We start from the raw sequence: 18,697 nt of genomic DNA, 5'->3' as shown, positions 1-18,697 counted from the left end.
AGTTAAAGGGGGTATTATTGTGAAGGTCAGTGTTATAGGTGCTACCGGTTATGCCGGAGCTGAATTGTTAAGATTATTGCACAACCATCCGATGGTTGAAATTGTATATATTACATCAGAAAGTCAAACCGGGATAGGGATTGATGAAACTTATGGACATTTTCGAAAAATTTATAGTGATAAACTCATCAGTATGCAGGAAATCGAAAAAATAGCAAAAGCTAGTGATGTTATTTTTATCGGGTTACCACATGGCCATGCTATGGCTGTAGGTAAACAGTTAGAACAATATGCGGTAAAAATTATTGATTTAGGTGCTGATTACCGTTTTGCTGACACTGCTGTGTACGAACAGTGGTATAAGGTAAAACATACACATAAAGAGGCCAAAGCTGTTTACGGCTTAACGGAGCTTAATCGTGAGCAAATTAAAACTGCGAAAATTGTTGGTAATGCTGGTTGCTACACCAGTGCTAGCATTTTAGCGTTAGCACCGTTAGTTAAAGCTGATTTAATTGATTGTGATACTATTGTTGTTGATGCAAAATCTGGAATTTCGGGTGCTGGTCGTGGGGCTAGTCTAAACACTCATTTTGCAGAAATGTATGATAATTTAAAAGCGTATAATGTTGGTGGTCATCGCCATACTCCGGAAATAGAGCAAGCCCTTAGTCAGCTTGCCACTAAGGAAATTGTGATAAGTTTTACGCCACATCTTATTCCGATGTCAAGAGGAATTTTAAGTAGTTGCTATGCTAAACTTAAACCAGCTGTTACAGCAGAAAAAGTTGATGAAGCTTTTACCGCTATGTATGGTGAGGAATTTTTTATTAGATTATTAGGGCGTGGGGCTTATCCGGCCACTAAAAATACCAGAGGTTCAAATTTTTGTGACTTAGGTTGGCATATTGATGAGAGGGTCGGCAGGGTGATTGTTTTATCGGCGATTGATAATTTAGTGAAAGGTGCTGCTGGTCAAGCCATTCAGAATTTTAATGTAATGTTTAATTTGTCTGAAAAAACAGGACTGGACAATGCTCCGGTCTATCCATAAAATTAATTGGAGGAAGATAAAATGTTAAAGAAAATAGAAGGTGGCGTAACAGCTGCTATCGGATATAAAGCAAGTGGGATAAAGGCTGGTATTAAAAAAAGTGGTAAACTCGATATGGCAGTAATAACAAGTGATGTTATGGCTGAGGCTGCGGGCGTATTTACAACTAATTTAGTGGCGGCAGCACCGGTTGTAGTATCAAGAAAAGTTGCGAAAGCTGGAAAAGCTAAAGCGGTAGTAGTTAACTCTGGTTGTGCTAATGCCTGTACTGGTGAGCAAGGGTTGATAGATGCCAATGAAATGGCTCAATTAACTGCTCAAGAATTGGGTATTAAGCAAGAGGAAGTTTTTGTTTCTTCCACTGGAATAATCGGTGTTACATTGCCGATGGACAAAATAGCAAGTGGTATTAAACAAGCAGTTCAAGCTTTAGATTATAATGGTAGTAATGAAGCGAGTAAAGCTATTATGACTACTGATATTTATAATAAGACGGTGGCTTATGAATTTGAACTGGGTGGTAAAAGTGTTAAAATTGGTGGGATTGCTAAGGGGTCGGGGATGATTCACCCCAATATGGCAACGATGTTGTGTTTTATTACAACCGATGTAGCGATTGAAGCTACTTTATTACAACAAGCCTTGAGTAAAGCTATCAAAAAATCTTTCAATATGATTTCTGTTGACGGTGATACTAGTACAAATGATATGGTAACATTACTAGCGAATGGTATGGCGGAAAATCCAAAAATAACAACAGAAAACGATGATTATAAAGTGTTTGAAGAAGCTGTGTTAACGATTTGTACTGATTTAGCTAAATTGGTGGCACGTGATGGTGAGGGTGCTACTAAATTTTTAGCTGTAAATGTTACCGGTGCAAAAACATTTGAAGATGGCAAGAAAATTGCAATGAGCGTAGCTAAATCACCATTAGTGAAAACAGCATTTTTCGGACAAGATCCTAACTGGGGAAGAATTATTTGTGCGGTTGGTTATGCCGGAGCTGAAATGGTTCCGGAAAAAACTACTGTAGCACTTGGTGATATTGCTGTATATAAAAATGGTACTGGATGTAAGTTTGATGAAGAAGCGTTGAAAGAAGTAATGGCAGAGCATGATATTGCTGTTAATATTGATTTAGGGTTAGGGACTGAAAGTGCTACGGTTTGGACTTGTGATTTATCTTATGAATATGTGAAAATAAATGGAGAGTATCACACTTAAATAACAGTGGCAAAAGCGTAGGTCTCCTACGCTTTTTACCGATATGGAGGATTTTCAAGATGGAATTTACAAATGAAGCAAAAGCAGGGATCTTGATAGATGCACTGCCGTATATTCAAGGGTTTTTTGGCAAAACCGTAGTTATTAAGTATGGCGGTAATGCTATGATTAATGAAGATTTAAAAAAGAAAGTAATTCAAGATATAATTTTAATGAAATATGTAGGGATGAAACCGGTTGTAGTACACGGTGGCGGACCTGATATCACTAGTTTTTTGAAAAAAGTTGGCAAAGAAACTGAATTTGTTAGTGGTCTTAGAGTTACCGATAAAGAAACGGTTACTATTGCTGAGATGGTTTTAGTTGGTAAAATTAATACTGATATTGTTAGTTTATTGAATGCACAAGGTGTTACAGCAGTAGGCCTTAGTGGTAAAGATGGCGATCTTATCAAAGCTAAAAAACATTTAGCAGTTGTCCATGAAAATGGTGTTACGAAAAAAGTTGATATTGGTTTTGTGGGTGATGTTACGAAAATTAATACTGAGGTATTAAATACATTACTGGATAATGGCTATATTCCGGTAATTGCTCCAATTGGTGTCGGAAAAGATAATGAGAGCTTTAATATCAATGCTGATTATGTGGCGGCAGAGGTTGCCGGAGCATTGCAAGCAGAAAAATTATTGTTGTTAACGGATATCGAAGGGATTTATGCTGATTATCATGATAAAAGTTCGTTGATTTCAACCTTAACGAGAAAAGAAGCACAAAGCATGATTGAAGAAGGTGCTATTGCCGGAGGAATGATACCGAAAGTTGAGGCTTGTTTAAGAGCGTTGGAAGCCGGTGCTAATAAAACTCATATTATTGATGGCCGTCAGCCACACTCCTTACTGTTAGAAGTGTTTACACCGGAAGGGATCGGTACGGAAGTTGTTAAATAAATTCTAATTTAATTGGAGGGATAACAATGGAAATAAATGAAATTATCAAAACTGAAAAAGATTACTATATGCCGGTATTTGCTAGATACCAATTAGTCTTATCGCATGGTGAAGGTCCGTATGTTTATGATGCGGAAGATAATAAATATATTGATTTTTTAGCAGGTATTGCCGTTAATGCACTAGGTCATGCTCACCCTAAATTAGTACAGGCAATCAGTGAACAAGCCGGAAAAATGATTCATTGCTCCAATCTTTACTATACGGAAGTACAAGCGGTATTGATTGAAAAATTGGTTAAACTTAGTGGTTTAGGTAAAGTTTTTTTAGCAAACAGTGGAGCTGAGGCAAACGAAGGTGCTATTAAACTTGCACGTAAATATGGTAAAACTATTGCGAAAGATAAAGTTCAAATCATTACGGCGAATAAATCATTTCATGGTAGAACTTTAGCAACATTGGTAGCGACTGCTCAACCTAAATATCAAGAAGGTTTTGAACCGCTAATGAGTGGCTTTGATTATGCTCCGTACAATGATATTGAAACTTTGGAAAAAATGATGTCTGATAAAACTTGCGCTGTTATGCTTGAACCGATTCAAGGTGAAGGTGGCGTTAATTTACCAAAAGACAATTATTTAGCACAAGTAAAGGCTTTATGCGAAAAATACAATGCCTTGTTAATTTTAGATGAAATTCAAACAGGTGTTGGACGTACCGGTAAAATGTTTGCTTATGAACATTATGGTATGAAACCGGATATAGTGACTTTAGCCAAAGGTTTGGGCGGTGGAGTGCCGATTGGTGCTTTTATTGCTAGTGACAAAGTAGCGCAAGTTTTTGTGCCCGGTGACCATGGTTCTACTTTCGGCGGTAATCCATTAGCTTGCGCGGCAGCTAATGCTGTACTTGATGTTATTGAAGAAGAAAAATTATTAAAAAATGTTAATGATATGGAAAAATACTTTTTCCAAGAATTAAATAAATTAAAAGATAAATATCCGCAACTGATAACTGAAGTTAGAGGTAAAGGACTTATTATCGGTATGGAGCTAACCCAAATGGGACGTGATATAGTTAATGAATGCATGAAGTATGGAGCAATTATTAATTGTACGGCCGGTAATGTTTTAAGATTTGTACCACCACTTAATATCACTACAAAACATATTGATGAAGTGCTAACAATTGTAGATAAAGTTTTAAAGGACTTTAATAATTAAAAGACTAAAGTAAAATTAAAACCATAGTTAAAAAATAGTGTTTATCATGGTATAATGGTTAAATGGGGGTTTTATTATCATGCAAGGAAAAGATTTATTATCAATTCATGAATTGACGACAGCAGAAGTTTATAAAATATTAGATTTGGCAACTGACTTAAAGGCAAAGCAAAAATCAGGCATAGAACACCACTTATTAAAAGGTAAAACTTTGGGGATGATTTTTGAAAAGTCATCAACTAGAACTAGAGTTTCTTTTGAAGTTGGGATGTATCAACTTGGGGGACATGCCTTATTCTTATCAAGTAATGATTTGCAAATCGGTCGTGGTGAGCCAATTAAAGATACAGCAAGAGTTTTATCAAGATATGTTGATGGAATTATGATTAGAACTTTTTCACATGATGGTATTATTGAACTGGCCCAATATGCAGATATTCCAATTATTAATGGCTTAACTGACTTATTACATCCATGTCAGGCGTTAACAGACCTGTTAACAATAAGAGAACATAAAGGTGAATTAAAAGGCTTGAAATTAGCATATGTCGGTGATGGCAATAATATGGCTAATTCCTTGATGTACGCTGCTGCTAAAGTAGGTATGGATATAGCAATTGCAACGCCAAAAGGCTATGAGCCTGATGCTACTGTTATTCTCAATGCTAAAGCAGATGCTGCCTTAACTGGTGCAACTATAACTATTACGGATGACATCAAGCTTGCTGTGGCAAATGCTGATGTTGTTTATACTGATGTCTGGGCTAGTATGGGACAAGAGGCTGAGCAAAAAGCACGCATCGCAATTTTTAAAGATTATCAAGTAAATCAAACCTTGATGGATTTAGCTAAAACTGATGCGATTGTAATGCATTGTTTACCAGCACATCGCGGTGAAGAAATTACTGAAGATGTATTGGAAGGCGGTCAATCAGTAGTCTTTGATGAAGCGGAAAATCGTCTGCATGTTCAAAAAGCAATTATGGCCTTGCTTATGGCTGATAAATAGAGGAGTGTAAAAATGAGTAAAATTAAAAAAGTTGTCTTAGCATATTCCGGTGGACTTGATACTTCGGTAATCATTCCGTGGCTTAAAGAAAATTATGACGGTTGTGAAGTTATCGCTATGTGTGCTGACGTAGGTCAAGGTGATGAATTAAATGTTGTTCACGACAAAGCACTAGCGTCAGGTGCATCTAAAGTTTATATTGAAGATTTAACAAAACCATTCTTAGAAGAGTATGTATGGCCTACTTTAAAAGCTGGAGCAGTATATGAAGGGAAATATCTACTAGGAACTTCTTTTGCTAGACCTATTATAGCGAAAGCATTAGTAGAGATTGCTAAAAAAGAAGGTGCTGATGCCATTGCCCATGGTGCTACCGGTAAAGGTAATGACCAAGTGCGATTTGAACTTACGGTAAAAGCGTTAGCCCCTGAACTTAAAATAATTGCTCCTTGGCGTGAATGGGATATTAAATCACGTGAAGATGCGATTGCGTATGCCGAAAAACATAACATTCCTGTAGCAAAAGGCAATAAAGTATATAGTATGGATCGTAACATTTGGCATTTGAGCCATGAAGGTTCAGACCTTGAAGATCCATGGAATGCGCCTAAAGACAGTGTGTATTTGGTAACTAAATCTCCAGAGGCAGCTCCTGATGTTGCTACATACGTAGAAGTGGAATTTGAAAAAGGAACTCCGGTTGCTGTCGATGGCGTTAAAATGGGTGCAGTAGAATTAATGGTTAAGCTCAATGAATTAGGAGCGGCTAACGGTATCGGTATTACTGATATTGTGGAAAACCGTTTAGTAGGGATGAAATCACGCGGTATTTATGAAAATCCGGGTGGAGCAATTCTATACTATGCACACCGCGAACTTGAATATTTAACCTTAGATCGGGCGTTATATCATTATAAAGAACAAGTAGCAATCCGCTATGGTGAATTGGTATATGATGGCATGTGGTTCTCACAATTACGTGAAGCATTAGATGCTTTTGTTAATACTACGCAACAAACTGTGACCGGTACAGTGCGTTTAAAATTATATAAAGGTAATATTATGTCCGCCGGTTCAAAATCTCCATACTCCTTATATAGTCAAGAGTTTGTAACATTTGAAGAAGATGAAGTTTATAACCAAGCTGATGCAGAAGGATTTATTAACTTATTCGGTTTACCACTAAAAGTTAGAGCCTTAATGCAACAAGAAATGAGCAAAAAAAATGGCTAAGTTGTGGGGCGGTAGATTTTCTAAAACAACAGATGAAATGATTAATGAATTTCAAGCTTCAATTGACTTTGATAAACGAATGTATTATGAAGATATCAAAGGCAGTATTGCTCATGCGACAATGCTAAAAAAATGTAATATTATTACAGAAAAAGATCATAAAGATATCGTAAATGGTCTAACTGCGATATTAAATGATATTGAAAGTGGCAATTTTTCATTTGATATTGCATTAGAAGATATTCATATGAATATTGAAAAACGGTTAACAGAACGAATTGGAGTTGCCGGTGGTAAACTTCATACAGCACGCAGTCGTAATGATCAAGTGGCGTTAGATACTCATATGTATGTGCGTAAAGAAGTAGCAAATATTGCAAAGCTTTTAATAGAACTAGAAGAATCTTTTGTGGAAATGGCACAAAAAAACTCCGACGTTATTATGCCTGGTTATACGCATTTGCAAAGAGCACAACCAATTTTATTTTCACATCATATGTTAGCTTATTTTTATATGCTAAATAGAGATTTTGCGCGCTTAGAAGGTGTCTATGACAGAGCCGATATTATGCCGTTAGGAGCAGGTGCTTTAGCGGGGACAACTTTCCCTATTGATCGGCATTATGTGGCTGAACAATTAAATTTTGCGCAAATTTATGCTAACAGTTTAGATGCTGTTAGTGATAGAGACTATATCTTGGAATTTTTATCATTTGCTTCAATCTTAATGATGCATCTTAGTCGAATTAGCGAGGAAATAATTCTATGGTGTTCCAAAGAATTTTCTTTCATCGAGTTGGATGATGCACATTGTACTGGATCAAGCATGATGCCACAAAAGAAAAATCCGGATGTATCAGAGTTAGTAAGAGGTAAAACAGGTCGTGTTATCGGTCACTTAATGGCGATGTTAACTACGGCAAAAGGTTTACCGCTTGCTTATAATAAAGATTTACAAGAAGATAAAGAAGGTTTATTTGACACTATTGATACTGTTAAATTTAGCCTAAGTGTTTACGCTCAAATGATTAAAGCCATGAGAGTAAATAAAGAAAAAATGTTGTTAGCAACTAAAGAGGATTTTTCCAATGCGACGGATATGGCTGATTATTTAGTGAAAAAAGGCTTGCCGTTTAGAGATGCTCATGAAGTTGCCGGCAAAAGTGTTAGTTATTGTATTGAACAAGATAAATGGTTAATGGACTTAACCTTGGAAGAATTCAAACAATTTTCCCCGTTATTTGACGAGGACATTTTAGAAGAAATCAAAGTTGAAACATGTGTAGCAAATCGTAACTCCTACGGTGGAACTTCGTACAGTCAGGTTGAACAAAGTTTAAAAAACGCTGCTGAAATCATGAAGAAACAACAAAACGTTCTTGACAGGTATACAGAAATAGCAATATAATATTAATAATATTTTTATGATTATTTCCAAAACCCGTGTCATTCTCTGACATGGGTTTTGGAATAAATTTTTTAGGGCTAAGGGGATGTTTTTAGTGACGGAGATTACTATTGAAAAGGCAAAAACATTTAAAGAAATTCCGGACGTATCACAAATAGGGTTTGGCAAATACTTTACGGATCATATGTTTGAAATGGACTATAATCCTGAAGAAGGTTGGCATAATCCACGCGTTGTACCATATCGTGATTTAAATATTAACCCTGCTAATACTACGCTTCATTATGGACAGGCAATTTTTGAAGGAATTAAAGCTTTTAAACAAGATCGTGATATTGTACTATTTAGACCCTTGGAATATTTAAACCGTTTGAATCGATCCGCAAGCATTATGTGTATTCCTAATGTTGAGGTTGATGTTGTTCATAGGGGACTACGGAAGTTGATTGAATTAGATAAAAATTGGGTTCCAGATCAAGAAGGAACAAGCTTATATATCAGACCATTTATTTTTGCTACTGATAATTACTTAGGTGTTAATGTAAGTTCTACCTATAAATTATTAATTATTTTATCACCGGTTGGAGCGTATTATGCGGCTGGGTTTAATCCCGTAAAGATAATGGTAGAAGAAAAATATGTTAGAGCGGTACCGGGTGGTTTAGGAGAGGCTAAAACTCCGGCAAATTATGCTGCTAGCCTAAGAGCGGGTGTTACAGCTCATGAAAAAGGTTATGCACAAAGCTTATGGCTAGATGGTATTGAAAGAAAATATATTGAAGAAGTAGGCTCTATGAATATTTTATTTAAAATTGATGGACAAATTGTTACTCCTTCATTATGTGGTAGTATTTTAGGGGGAATAACTCGCAAAAGTGTTATTGAAGTGGCAAAAACTTGGGGTGTTCCGGTAGTTGAAAAACGTATCAGTATCCAAGAAGTACATGAGGCCTATAAAGCCGGAAAATTGGAAGAGGTATTTGGTTCAGGTACTGCTGCAGTAATTTCACCGGTTGGAGAATTATATTACAATGGTGAAAAAATGGTAATTAACAATAATAAAACAGGTCCATTTGCGCAACGTTTATTTGATTATATAACTGGATTACAATATGGCAAAGTTGAAGATGAATTAGGTTGGATTGAAAAAGTAACAACAATTTAATATATAAATATTGATGCATGTTGAAGTTAAAATTCAACATGCATTTTTTGTGATAGATTAGTTAGTTCAAACTAAATACAGACTAGCAAGAATAGTTTTTAATAAGAATGTAAGAGGATTATTGAAAATTTAAATATAATATAAAATTAGTAGCAACCTAAAAAATTGCTACTAATTTTCTGTTTTTATCTTAATATTTTCACGACTTTTAACCTATTTTTACAAAAAAATAAAAAAAAATTTTTTTCAAAAAGGTATTTAATACATGCAAGAAGAATAGCAAATAATAAGACTATTTAAGGGGTTTTGTCTATGCCGATACAATTACAAGGTTTAATGTCGACAATTACATTTTTGGATATAATAGATATTGCAGTGGTAGCTTTTTTATTATACAAAATGTATATTTATATTAAAGATACGAGAGCAATGGTATTATTAAAAGGATTATTAGTGCTACTGGCAATTACGCTGATTAGTAATTGGGTGGGACTAAATGTGATCAATTGGATTATGCAAAAAATACTAACAGTATTATTTGTAGCTTTGCCAATTGTTTTTCAACCTGAATTGCGCAGAACGTTAGAACATATTGGCCGAGGCAAGTTTTTTGGCAAAACCAGACTTAATAAAGAAGAAGCGGAAAATCTATTAAATGAACTTGATAAAACAGTTACGGTGTTATCGCAAAACAAGATTGGGGCACTGATAGTATTAGAGCGAGAAAGCGTTTTAAATGATTACAGTGATACGGGGATTAAAATTGATGGAATTGTATCTTCAGAATTTTTAATAAATGTATTTATTCCTAATACACCGCTACATGATGGTGCGGCTATTTTGCGGGGGAACAGAATGACGGCTGCCGGCTGTTTATTACCGTTAACGGAAGACCGCTCACTTAGTAAAGAATTAGGAACGAGACATAGAGCCGCCCTTGGTCTTAGCGAGCAAACGGATGCGGTTATTATTGTAGTCAGTGAAGAAACTGGCATTATTTCAGTAGCCAGAGCCGGTAGATTAGTAAGACATTTAGACTCAGATAAATTGAAACAATTATTAAGACCATTATTTACAGCTAAACCATCAGCCTTAAATGATTTATTGAACTGGAGGCTGACAAAATGAATATAACTTTATACAAAAATATTTTTGCGAAAATTTGTGCATTGTTATTTGCGGTTTTCTTATGGTTTTTTGTTATGAATGAGCAAAATCCTCCGGTGGAAAGTACGTTTACCGTTCCCTTAGAAGTCTCTAACAACTTAGAAGGCTATAGTGTTGATTACAATATTGAAAATGTAAAAATTAAAGTAAGAACACAACGTAATGCCTTGATGTTCGTTTCTGAAACTTCATTTAAAGCGTACGTTGATTTAGCAGGGCATAGTGAAGGACGACAATCTTTAAAGATACAAGTTGTCTTGCCACAAGGCTTTGAATTAGTAGCTGTCACTCCGGAAAATTTATCAATTGATATTGAAAAAATAATTAATAAAGCGGTACCGGTTGATATTACTTTATCAGGAGTACCGGCATCAGGGGTAAGTTTAGGTAAAGCGTTACCGGCCACTAGTGAAGTTTATGTTGAAGGGCCTCAAAGTGCCGTTAATAGTGTTAAGGCGGTGCTTGGTTATATTAATTTAGCTGGCAAAGCCGAAGATTTTTCCATTGATGTCCCATTGATTGCTGTTAATAATGAGGGCAAGGAAGTTAGTAATGTTAAAGTTATTCCACGGAGTGTTAATGTTGATATTTCTTTGGTAAAAGGGTTGTACAAAAAAACTGTTGATATAAAAACCAAATTAGGTAATGATTTATTAGCAGATTATATGATAAAATCAATTAGAACTGAGCCAGAAAAAATTGATATTTATGGTGATCAGAGAATTGTTGATAAGATTGAAGCAATTGATACCGAAACTATTGCGCTAGCTAATATTGACAAAGACATTATTAAAGAAGTTAAATTAGAGTTGCCAGTGGGGATAAATGTTATTAAAGACAAGATTAATGTTCATATCAGTGTGGAAAAGAAGAAACAATGAGGAGATAAAACTTGATTAGAATAAACAATTTAGCGATACCGTTTGACGATAAAAGTGATTTAAAGAAAACTGTTGCTAAACGTTTAAAATTACCACTTCAGGCTGTGCTTGAGGTGGTAGTTGTGCGTAAAGCCATTGATGCGAGGCGTCGCAATAACAGTAAAATTAACTTTGTCTATAGCTTAGATGTAAGAATAAGTGAAAATGAACAAAAATTAATTAATAAATTTAAAAAAGATAATAATGTAATGATTACTCCTAATAGACCAAGAGAAGAAATTTTATATGGCGATATAAAATTAAAGCATGCACCGATTGTAATCGGCTTAGGACCAGCGGGACTTTTAGCAGCATACACTTTAGCCCAACACGGTTATAAACCGATTGTAGTGGAGCGTGGCGATAATATTGATGACAGAACAAAAGCTGTGGCAGACTTTTGGCAAAACCGAAACCTAAAAACAGAATCTAATATTCAATTTGGTGAAGGTGGCGCCGGAACTTTTTCGGATGGCAAATTGACGACTAGAGTTAGCGATGAAAAAATGAAAGATATTTTAGAATTGTTTGTTAAAGCCGGAGCGCCAGAAGAAATAAAATATCTGCATAAACCACACATCGGTACCGACAAACTGCGAAACTTGGTAAAATATTTGAGACAAGAAATCATTGCGGCTGGTGGTGAAGTTCGGTTTAAAGCAAAAGTAACCGACATTAAAATAACCGAAGGTGAAATTTCTGAAGTTATCCTTAATGGACAGGAAACGTTACCGTGTGAAGTTGTGGTATTGGCAATTGGTCACAGTGCTCGTGACACCTATGAAATGCTATATCAACGTAACGTTGAACTCGAAGCAAAACCATTTGCAATCGGGGTGCGAATTGAACATCCGCAAGAGCTTATTGATAAAGCGCAGTATGGAGAATATGCCGGTGCGGCAAACTTAGCGGCGGCAGATTATAGCTTGGTATATAATGATATAGAAACAAAACGTAGTGCGTATTCTTTTTGTATGTGTCCAGGAGGAATGGTTGTTGGTGCAACTTCCGAAGAAAATCAAGTGGTTACTAATGGTATGAGCAATTACCAAAGAAATTCCGGCATAGCGAACAGTGCAATTATTGTAACAGTTAATACCGATGATTTTGGCGGAAATGTGCTGGATGGTATTTCTTTTCAACGCAAATATGAGAAATTGGCCTTTGAGGTTGGTGGTGAAAATTATAATGCACCAATGCAAACGGTTGGAGACTTTTTAAATAATAATGTTGGTAGTACCGATTTTTTGGTAAAACCGACTTATTTACCAGGGGTAAAAAGTGCAGACCTTAGAGACTGCTTACCAAAATTCGTAACTACTACGATTGCTAAAGCATTACCTTATTTCGGTCAAAAAATCAAAGGCTTTGATGCTCCTAATGTTGTAATGACGGGAGTAGAAACAAGAACCTCAGCGCCGGTGAGAATTGTGCGCAATAAAGAGTTGGTTTCATTAAATACGAAGGGCTTGTACCCAACTGGTGAAGGTGCTGGTTATGCTGGGGGAATTATGAGCGCTGCTATTGACGGAATGAATGTTGCTATAAAAATTATTAATAAATATAAGATGTAAAATGGAGGCTATAACATGGCAAGACTTTTTGGAACAGATGGGGTAAGAGGAGTTGCTAATACCGCATTAACACCGGAATTGGCATTTAAATTAGGGCGAGCGGCAACGGCGTTATTTGGACAAGAAATGTTAACTCAGCCATTAGTGGTAATTGGTCGTGATACTAGAATATCAGGACAAATGTTAGAAGCGGCATTGGCGGCTGGCATTTGTGCAGCGGGTGGAAAAGCAGTATTAATCGGGGTTGTACCAACTCCGGCAATTGCCTATTTAACGCGTAAATTAGGAGCTCAAGCCGGTGTGGTTATTTCAGCATCACATAATCCATACCAAGATAACGGTATTAAATTCTTTGCCGGAACAGGTTATAAATTACCGGATGAAGTAGAAGATAAATTAGAAAACTTAGTGATGGAAGAGCTGGAAAATCTACATCGTCCAACCGGTGAAAAGGTTGGCGTTATTGAATATCGCCATGAATTAATTAATGAGTATATTGATTATGCAATCAGTACAGTTGCCGGTGATTTCAAAGGAATGAAAATTGTCTTAGATTGCTCTCATGGTGCAGCGTTTGAAGCTAGCCCGAAAGTATTTAAAGCCTTAGGCGCTAAAGTTGTTGTAATCAACGACAAGCCGAATGGTTTAAACATTAATCATAACTGCGGTTCTACTCATTTGGAAGGTTTACAAAAAGCTGTTATCGCGCACAAAGCTGATATTGGGATTGCGCATGATGGTGATGCTGACCGCTGTTTGGCTGTTGATGAAAAAGGTGAAATTATTGACGGTGATCAAATCATGGTAATTTGTGCCTTAGAAATGCTAAAAGACGGCTTACTAAAGGAAAATACATTGGTAACAACAGTGATGAGTAATATCGGCTTACATCAAGTTATCAAAGCTAATGGCGGTAAACTGGAAATAACGCCGGTGGGTGATCGCTATGTTTTAGAAAATATGTTAGCTAATGGTTATAACCTGGGCGGTGAACAATCAGGACATATTATTTTTAGTGAATTCAGTACTACTGGCGATGGCTTGATTACAGCGTTGCAATTAACGGCAGCAGTAGCGCGTAGTGGCAAAAAAGCATCCGAATTGGCAGGCTCTATGACTAGGTTCCCTCAATTATTAGTTAATGTTAGAGTAAAGACGAAAGATGGTTGGGAAACTAATACTGAAATAATGGCGGCGATTAAAAAAGGTGAAGAAGAATTAGGTGAGTTAGGCCGAATTTTAGTTCGTCCATCCGGTACGGAACAACTTATTAGAGTAATGGCTGAAGGACCGGATCAAGAACAACTAGACAGAATTGTCAAAACTATTGCAGATATAGTAAAAGAACAGCAAGGTTAGTTGACCAAACCATAATATTATATTAAAATAGATACAATACAGAGGAGTATTTGATGCTCCTCTGTATTGTGTGTAAAAAAGAAAAAGGAGGGTAGGGAAAAAAGAATATTTAAGCGCTAGTTCTTGCTTGCAAGAAGACGAGGTGAAGGTTTATCGAATATTCAGCGGATGCCTTCCGGCGACTACCGTCGTTAATAGCCGACAAAACCACAAGGAGACTTGTGAGACAAAGCGGAGTAAGTAGAAAAGTGATAATTAATTATTGATATAGACGGAGGACTTTAATATGTGTGGTATTGTTGGTTATGTTGGTTCAGGCGAAGCAACTCCATTTTTGATTGAAGGTTTAACTAAATTAGAATATCGTGGCTATGACTCAGCTGGTATTGCGGTATTTAATGGCACTGATGTTGTTATTGAAAAAAGTGTAGGGCGTTTAAGCTCTTTAGAACAAAAAATTGAATCCAATATGCCGGTGGGTCAATTAGGAATAGGTCATACTAGATGGGCAACTCATGGACGTCCATCAGATCGCAATTCTCATCCACATAGCGATTGTACCGGTAATTTTGTAGTTGTGCATAATGGTATTATTGAAAACTACTTACAACTAAAAGAAGATTTAATTGCTAAAGGACATGAGTTTTTATCAGAAACAGATACTGAGGTTGTAGCGCATTTAGTAGAAGAATTATATGATGGCGATTTACAATCAACAGTAAAAAAAGTCTTAAAGAAAATTGAAGGTTCTTATTCTTTAGTATTTATGTCTAAACATGAGCCTGATAAATTAATTTGTACAAAACAAGATAATCCATTAGTAATCGGTTTAGGTGAAGGTGAAAACTTTATTGCTTCCGATATTCCGGCGATTATCAATCGTACACGCAGAACTTATATCATTAGTGATGGTGAAACTGCCGTTGTAACAAAAGACTCAGTATGGGTAACTAACCGTGAAGGTGTACCTATTACGAAAAAAGTATTTGAAGTAAACTGGGATGCTGGTGCTGCTGAAAAAGGCGGTTATGAACATTTCATGTGCAAAGAAATTTATGAACAACCAAAAGCTATTCGTGAAACAATGAGTGCAAGATTAGCAAAAGATGATTCAGCAGTTATTATGGATGAATTAAATTGGAGCAAAGAATATTTATCATCCATTAGCAAAATCTTCATTGTTGCTTGCGGTACGGCTTATCATGCCGGCTTTGTTGGAAAATACTATATTGAAAAATTAGCTCGTATTCCGGTAGAAGTTGATATTGCTTCGGAATTCCGTTATAGATCACCGATTTTAGATGAGTCCACATTAACTATTGTTATCAGCCAATCCGGTGAAACTAGTGATACTTTAGCAGCGCTAAAAGAAGCTAAAAGATTAGGTTCAAAAACAATGGCGATAACAAATGTTGTAGGTTCTTCTATTGCCAGAGAAGCGGATCAAGTTGTTTATACTTGGGCCGGTCCTGAAATTGCTGTTGCGTCAACGAAAGCTTATACAACTCAATTAATAACTGTCTTTATGTTGGCAACTTATATGGCTGGCTTAAAAGAAACTATCAGTGCAGATTATGCGAAAAGCTTAATTTCCTCATTACGCAAAGTTCCGGCACAAATCAGTGAAATTTTAGAAGATGTTGAACCGATTAAAACTTTTGCACAACAATATGGTTTTAACGAAGATGTATTTTTCATCGGTCGTTCGTTAGACTACGCGGTAGCGTTAGAAGGATCGTTAAAATTAAAAGAAATTTCTTATATTCATGCGGAAGCGTATGCAGCCGGTGAGTTAAAACATGGAACATTAGCGTTAATCGTTGATGGTGTTCCTGTTATTGCCTTAGCTACGCAAAAATCAGTATATGAGAAAACATTAAGTAATATTAAAGAAGTAAAAGCTCGTGATGCTGTAGTTATTGGTATTGCTTTAAATGATGATGAGCAAATTGATAAATATGTTGATCATGTTATCAAAGTACCGACAACTGATGAATTATTAGCGCCATTATTAGCAGTAATTCCTTTACAATTATTAGCATACTACGCCGCAATCACTAGAGGTTGTGACGTTGATAAACCTCGTAACCTTGCAAAATCAGTAACAGTAGAATAAAGTTCAAAGCACCTCTTGTTTATAATACAAGAGGTGCTTTACTTTTAATTGTAAAATAATTTAATTCCAAATATCTATTGACTTAGAGTTAACTCCAAGTGTTAAGCTGAGGTTATGAGCTTAATATAAGGAGGTTAAGTTGAATAAAAGTAAGGTCAGATACAATAGAAGAATACTTGAGTTGGAAGTTGTGCCTGCGAAAATTTATAATAAATTAAAATAAAAGGGGTAATAAAATGTATAATTTCACTTTTCAAAATACAACTAAAATTTACTTTGGAGAAAACACTTTAGAAAATTTGGGTGCAGAGTTAAAAGAATATGGTAAGAGAGTATTACTAACTTATGGTGGTGGGTCAATCAAGAAAATAGGTCTTTATGATAAGGTTATAACAGAACTTAATAAAGCAGGCTTAGAAGTATTTGAATTAGCTGGAGTTGAGCCTAATCCACGTCACACCACTGTTAATAAGGGTGCGGAAATTTGTAAAAAAGAGAATATTGATGTGCTATTAGCGGTTGGTGGAGGTTCCACTATTGATTGTACTAAGGCAATTGCCGCGGCTGCTTTTTATGATGGTGATGGTTGGGATCTAGTATTGGGGAAAGCTACAGTAACAAAAGCTTTACCGATAGTTACAGTTTTGACTTTATCAGCAACAGGCTCTGAAATGGATCCCGGAGCAGTTATTAGTAATATTGAAACAAATGATAAATATGCGATAATTCATCCGCTACTACAACCAAAGGTATCATTCCTTGATCCGACTAATACTTATTCTGTAAGTGCTTTTCAAACAGCATGTGGTGGCGCTGATATTTTGTCACATATTTTTGATATTAGTTATTTTACCAATGCCCCTAAAATGGATATGATTGATAAAGTAATGGAAGCAGTGATTAAAACTGTGGTGAAATACACTCCGGTAGCAGTTGAAGAACCAAATAATTATGAAGCCAGAGCGAACTTGATGTGGGCATCATCTTGGGCATTAAATGGTTTTTTAAGTACAGGAGCAATGCAAGCTGCCAGCTGTCATATGATGGAACATGAATTATCAGCTTTTTATGATATTACACATGGACTTGGTCTTGCTATATTAACACCACGTTGGATGGAATATATTTTAGATGAAACGAATGCGAAAGATTTTAAAAAGTTTGGGGTAAATGTGTTCGGGGTAGAGGCAAACCTTTCAGAGATGGAAGGTGCAAAACAAGCTATTGTCGCCTTAAGTGATTTCTTGTTTAATAAATTAGGTTTACAAAGTACTTTAACAGAACTTGGAATTGATGATAAAAACTTTAAAGTCATGGCTGAAAAAGCCTGTGCAGGGACAGTCTTACATGGATTTAAGGTTTTGAAACCGGTTGATGTTGAAAAAATTTATAGAATGTGCTTGTAATAAATAGTAGCTTTACTACAATATAAGTATGTGGGGAATGTTAACGATGGTGAAAATGTGGTGAAACGATTGTTTAACAATGGTTAAACGGTAGGAGGAATATAGTTTCTATATTGTGAATTTTTTATACTGAGCTTGATGAAGGATCTTAGGTTTTTTAGTGAGCTGATTTTTTTGTGGTGTGCATAGTGTTTAATCTTTATCTAACCCAAAGTATGAAAATGATTTATTTGCGAGGTAAATAATATGACAATTACGGAAGTTAGTAAAAAACTTGATATACCTCAAGATACGCTTAGATATTATGAGCGTATTGGCTTAATTCCACCGGTTAATCGTACTAAGGGCGGAATTAGAAATTATAGTGAAGATGACTGCAAGTGGGTTGAGTTTATAAAATGTATGAGAAGTGCAGGTTTACCGATTGAAGTTTTAATTGAATATGTTAATCTTTTTCAACAAGGTGATGAGACCATTCAGGCTCGCAAAGAAATTTTCATTGAACAACGTCGCCAACTTGCCGAAAAAATTGAAGAAATGCAAAAAACATTGGAGCGTCTTGATTATAAGATTGCTGCTTATGAAAATATTGTTCTTGAAAAGGAGAAATTATTACGACAATAGGCAGTTGTTTTTAGAAAGTTTGTTAAACTAAAGATAAAATATTAAAATAGTGTAAATTAAAGGATTTTTTATGATAGTATGGAATATTTGTTGATGAGAAAATAATTACAATAATAATCAACAGATTTCAGATTATTGATAAAACAGGAGGATTTATGAAGAAATTAACAATCTTTATTACTATTTTAATAATGGGTTTATCTTTTAGTACGATTGTTTCAGCTAATATGAATAATGGGCAGAAGGTAGTTCCAATGGTGAAAAC

The 18,697-nt window shown here is 35.7% G+C and carries 15 protein-coding genes; all 15 read left to right on the top strand.

Annotation, left to right across the window (positions count from 1 at the left end; genetic code table 11):
* Positions 1-19: 19 nt before the first annotated feature.
* The 15 genes from KBI38_05990 (at position 20) to KBI38_05920 (ending at position 18,432) form a co-directional block, all read left to right on the top strand.
* Positions 20-1,054, top strand: a complete 1,035-nt coding sequence (locus KBI38_05990; GenBank protein ID MBP8629608.1) for an N-acetyl-gamma-glutamyl-phosphate reductase — start codon at positions 20-22, stop codon at positions 1,052-1,054.
* A gap of 21 nt (positions 1,055-1,075) precedes the next feature.
* Positions 1,076-2,281, top strand: a complete 1,206-nt coding sequence (argJ, locus tag KBI38_05985; GenBank protein ID MBP8629607.1) for a bifunctional glutamate N-acetyltransferase/amino-acid acetyltransferase ArgJ — start codon at positions 1,076-1,078, stop codon at positions 2,279-2,281.
* A 59-nt stretch (positions 2,282-2,340) separates the two neighbouring features.
* The gene (gene argB, locus KBI38_05980; protein MBP8629606.1) at positions 2,341-3,228 is read left to right on the top strand and encodes an acetylglutamate kinase; all 888 of its coding nucleotides are present in this window, start codon (positions 2,341-2,343) and stop codon (positions 3,226-3,228) included.
* 26 nt (positions 3,229-3,254) lie between these two features.
* Complete coding sequence (locus tag KBI38_05975) at positions 3,255-4,451, top strand: acetylornithine transaminase (GenBank protein ID MBP8629605.1); 1,197 nt, start codon at positions 3,255-3,257, stop codon at positions 4,449-4,451.
* Between the two features lie 76 nt (positions 4,452-4,527).
* Positions 4,528-5,460, top strand: coding sequence for an ornithine carbamoyltransferase (gene argF, locus KBI38_05970; GenBank protein ID MBP8629604.1), 933 nt, complete (start codon positions 4,528-4,530; stop codon positions 5,458-5,460).
* 12 nt (positions 5,461-5,472) lie between these two features.
* A complete protein-coding gene (locus KBI38_05965; protein ID MBP8629603.1) occupies positions 5,473-6,693 on the top strand; it encodes an argininosuccinate synthase in 1,221 nt (406 codons plus the stop codon).
* Positions 6,686-8,101, top strand: coding sequence for an argininosuccinate lyase (argH, locus tag KBI38_05960; protein MBP8629602.1), 1,416 nt, complete (start codon positions 6,686-6,688; stop codon positions 8,099-8,101). The genes KBI38_05965 and argH overlap by 8 nt, the downstream gene beginning before the upstream one ends.
* 85 nt (positions 8,102-8,186) lie before the next feature.
* Entirely contained in the window at positions 8,187-9,266 is a 1,080-nt protein-coding gene (locus KBI38_05955) for a branched-chain amino acid aminotransferase (GenBank protein MBP8629601.1), read from the top strand.
* 312 nt (positions 9,267-9,578) lie between these two features.
* Positions 9,579-10,394, top strand: a complete 816-nt coding sequence (cdaA, locus tag KBI38_05950; GenBank protein ID MBP8629600.1) for a diadenylate cyclase CdaA — start codon at positions 9,579-9,581, stop codon at positions 10,392-10,394.
* Entirely contained in the window at positions 10,391-11,314 is a 924-nt protein-coding gene (locus KBI38_05945; GenBank protein ID MBP8629599.1) for a hypothetical protein, read from the top strand. The genes cdaA and KBI38_05945 overlap by 4 nt, the downstream gene beginning before the upstream one ends.
* Before the next feature lie 11 nt (positions 11,315-11,325).
* Positions 11,326-12,927 (top strand): NAD(P)/FAD-dependent oxidoreductase, encoded by a 1,602-nt coding sequence (locus KBI38_05940; GenBank protein MBP8629598.1) that lies wholly within the window; start codon positions 11,326-11,328, stop codon positions 12,925-12,927.
* A gap of 15 nt (positions 12,928-12,942) precedes the next feature.
* Entirely contained in the window at positions 12,943-14,286 is a 1,344-nt protein-coding gene (locus KBI38_05935; GenBank protein ID MBP8629597.1) for a phosphoglucosamine mutase, read from the top strand.
* 286 nt (positions 14,287-14,572) lie between these two features.
* Positions 14,573-16,402 carry a glutamine--fructose-6-phosphate transaminase (isomerizing) gene (gene glmS, locus KBI38_05930; GenBank protein ID MBP8629596.1) on the top strand — a complete coding sequence of 610 codons (1,830 nt, stop codon included), beginning with the start codon at positions 14,573-14,575 and terminating at the stop codon, positions 16,400-16,402.
* Positions 16,403-16,638: 236 nt separating this feature from the next.
* Positions 16,639-17,808: an iron-containing alcohol dehydrogenase gene (locus KBI38_05925; GenBank protein MBP8629595.1), complete on the top strand. Its 1,170-nt coding sequence runs from the start codon at positions 16,639-16,641 to the stop codon at positions 17,806-17,808.
* A 246-nt stretch (positions 17,809-18,054) separates the two neighbouring features.
* The gene (locus KBI38_05920) at positions 18,055-18,432 is read left to right on the top strand and encodes a MerR family transcriptional regulator (protein ID MBP8629594.1); all 378 of its coding nucleotides are present in this window, start codon (positions 18,055-18,057) and stop codon (positions 18,430-18,432) included.
* Positions 18,433-18,697: the final 265 nt, after the last annotated feature.

It is taken from the genome of Negativicutes bacterium, assembly GCA_018052945.1.
In the GTDB taxonomy this organism is placed as follows: Bacteria; Bacillota; Negativicutes; order JAGPMH01; family JAGPMH01; genus JAGPMH01.
This window is presented reverse-complemented; position numbering and strand designations above follow the sequence as displayed.

Coding starts and splice junctions, on each gene's coding strand:
- KBI38_05955 (MBP8629601.1), top strand. CDS start 8,187: ATGTTTTTAGTGACGGAGATTACTATTGAAAAGGCAAAAACATTTAAA.
- KBI38_05975 (MBP8629605.1), top strand. CDS start 3,255: ATGGAAATAAATGAAATTATCAAAACTGAAAAAGATTACTATATGCCG.
- argB (MBP8629606.1), top strand. CDS start 2,341: ATGGAATTTACAAATGAAGCAAAAGCAGGGATCTTGATAGATGCACTG.
- glmS (MBP8629596.1), top strand. CDS start 14,573: ATGTGTGGTATTGTTGGTTATGTTGGTTCAGGCGAAGCAACTCCATTT.
- KBI38_05945 (MBP8629599.1), top strand. CDS start 10,391: ATGAATATAACTTTATACAAAAATATTTTTGCGAAAATTTGTGCATTG.
- KBI38_05935 (MBP8629597.1), top strand. CDS start 12,943: ATGGCAAGACTTTTTGGAACAGATGGGGTAAGAGGAGTTGCTAATACC.
- cdaA (MBP8629600.1), top strand. CDS start 9,579: ATGCCGATACAATTACAAGGTTTAATGTCGACAATTACATTTTTGGAT.
- KBI38_05920 (MBP8629594.1), top strand. CDS start 18,055: ATGACAATTACGGAAGTTAGTAAAAAACTTGATATACCTCAAGATACG.
- argH (MBP8629602.1), top strand. CDS start 6,686: ATGGCTAAGTTGTGGGGCGGTAGATTTTCTAAAACAACAGATGAAATG.
- KBI38_05925 (MBP8629595.1), top strand. CDS start 16,639: ATGTATAATTTCACTTTTCAAAATACAACTAAAATTTACTTTGGAGAA.
- KBI38_05965 (MBP8629603.1), top strand. CDS start 5,473: ATGAGTAAAATTAAAAAAGTTGTCTTAGCATATTCCGGTGGACTTGAT.
- argJ (MBP8629607.1), top strand. CDS start 1,076: ATGTTAAAGAAAATAGAAGGTGGCGTAACAGCTGCTATCGGATATAAA.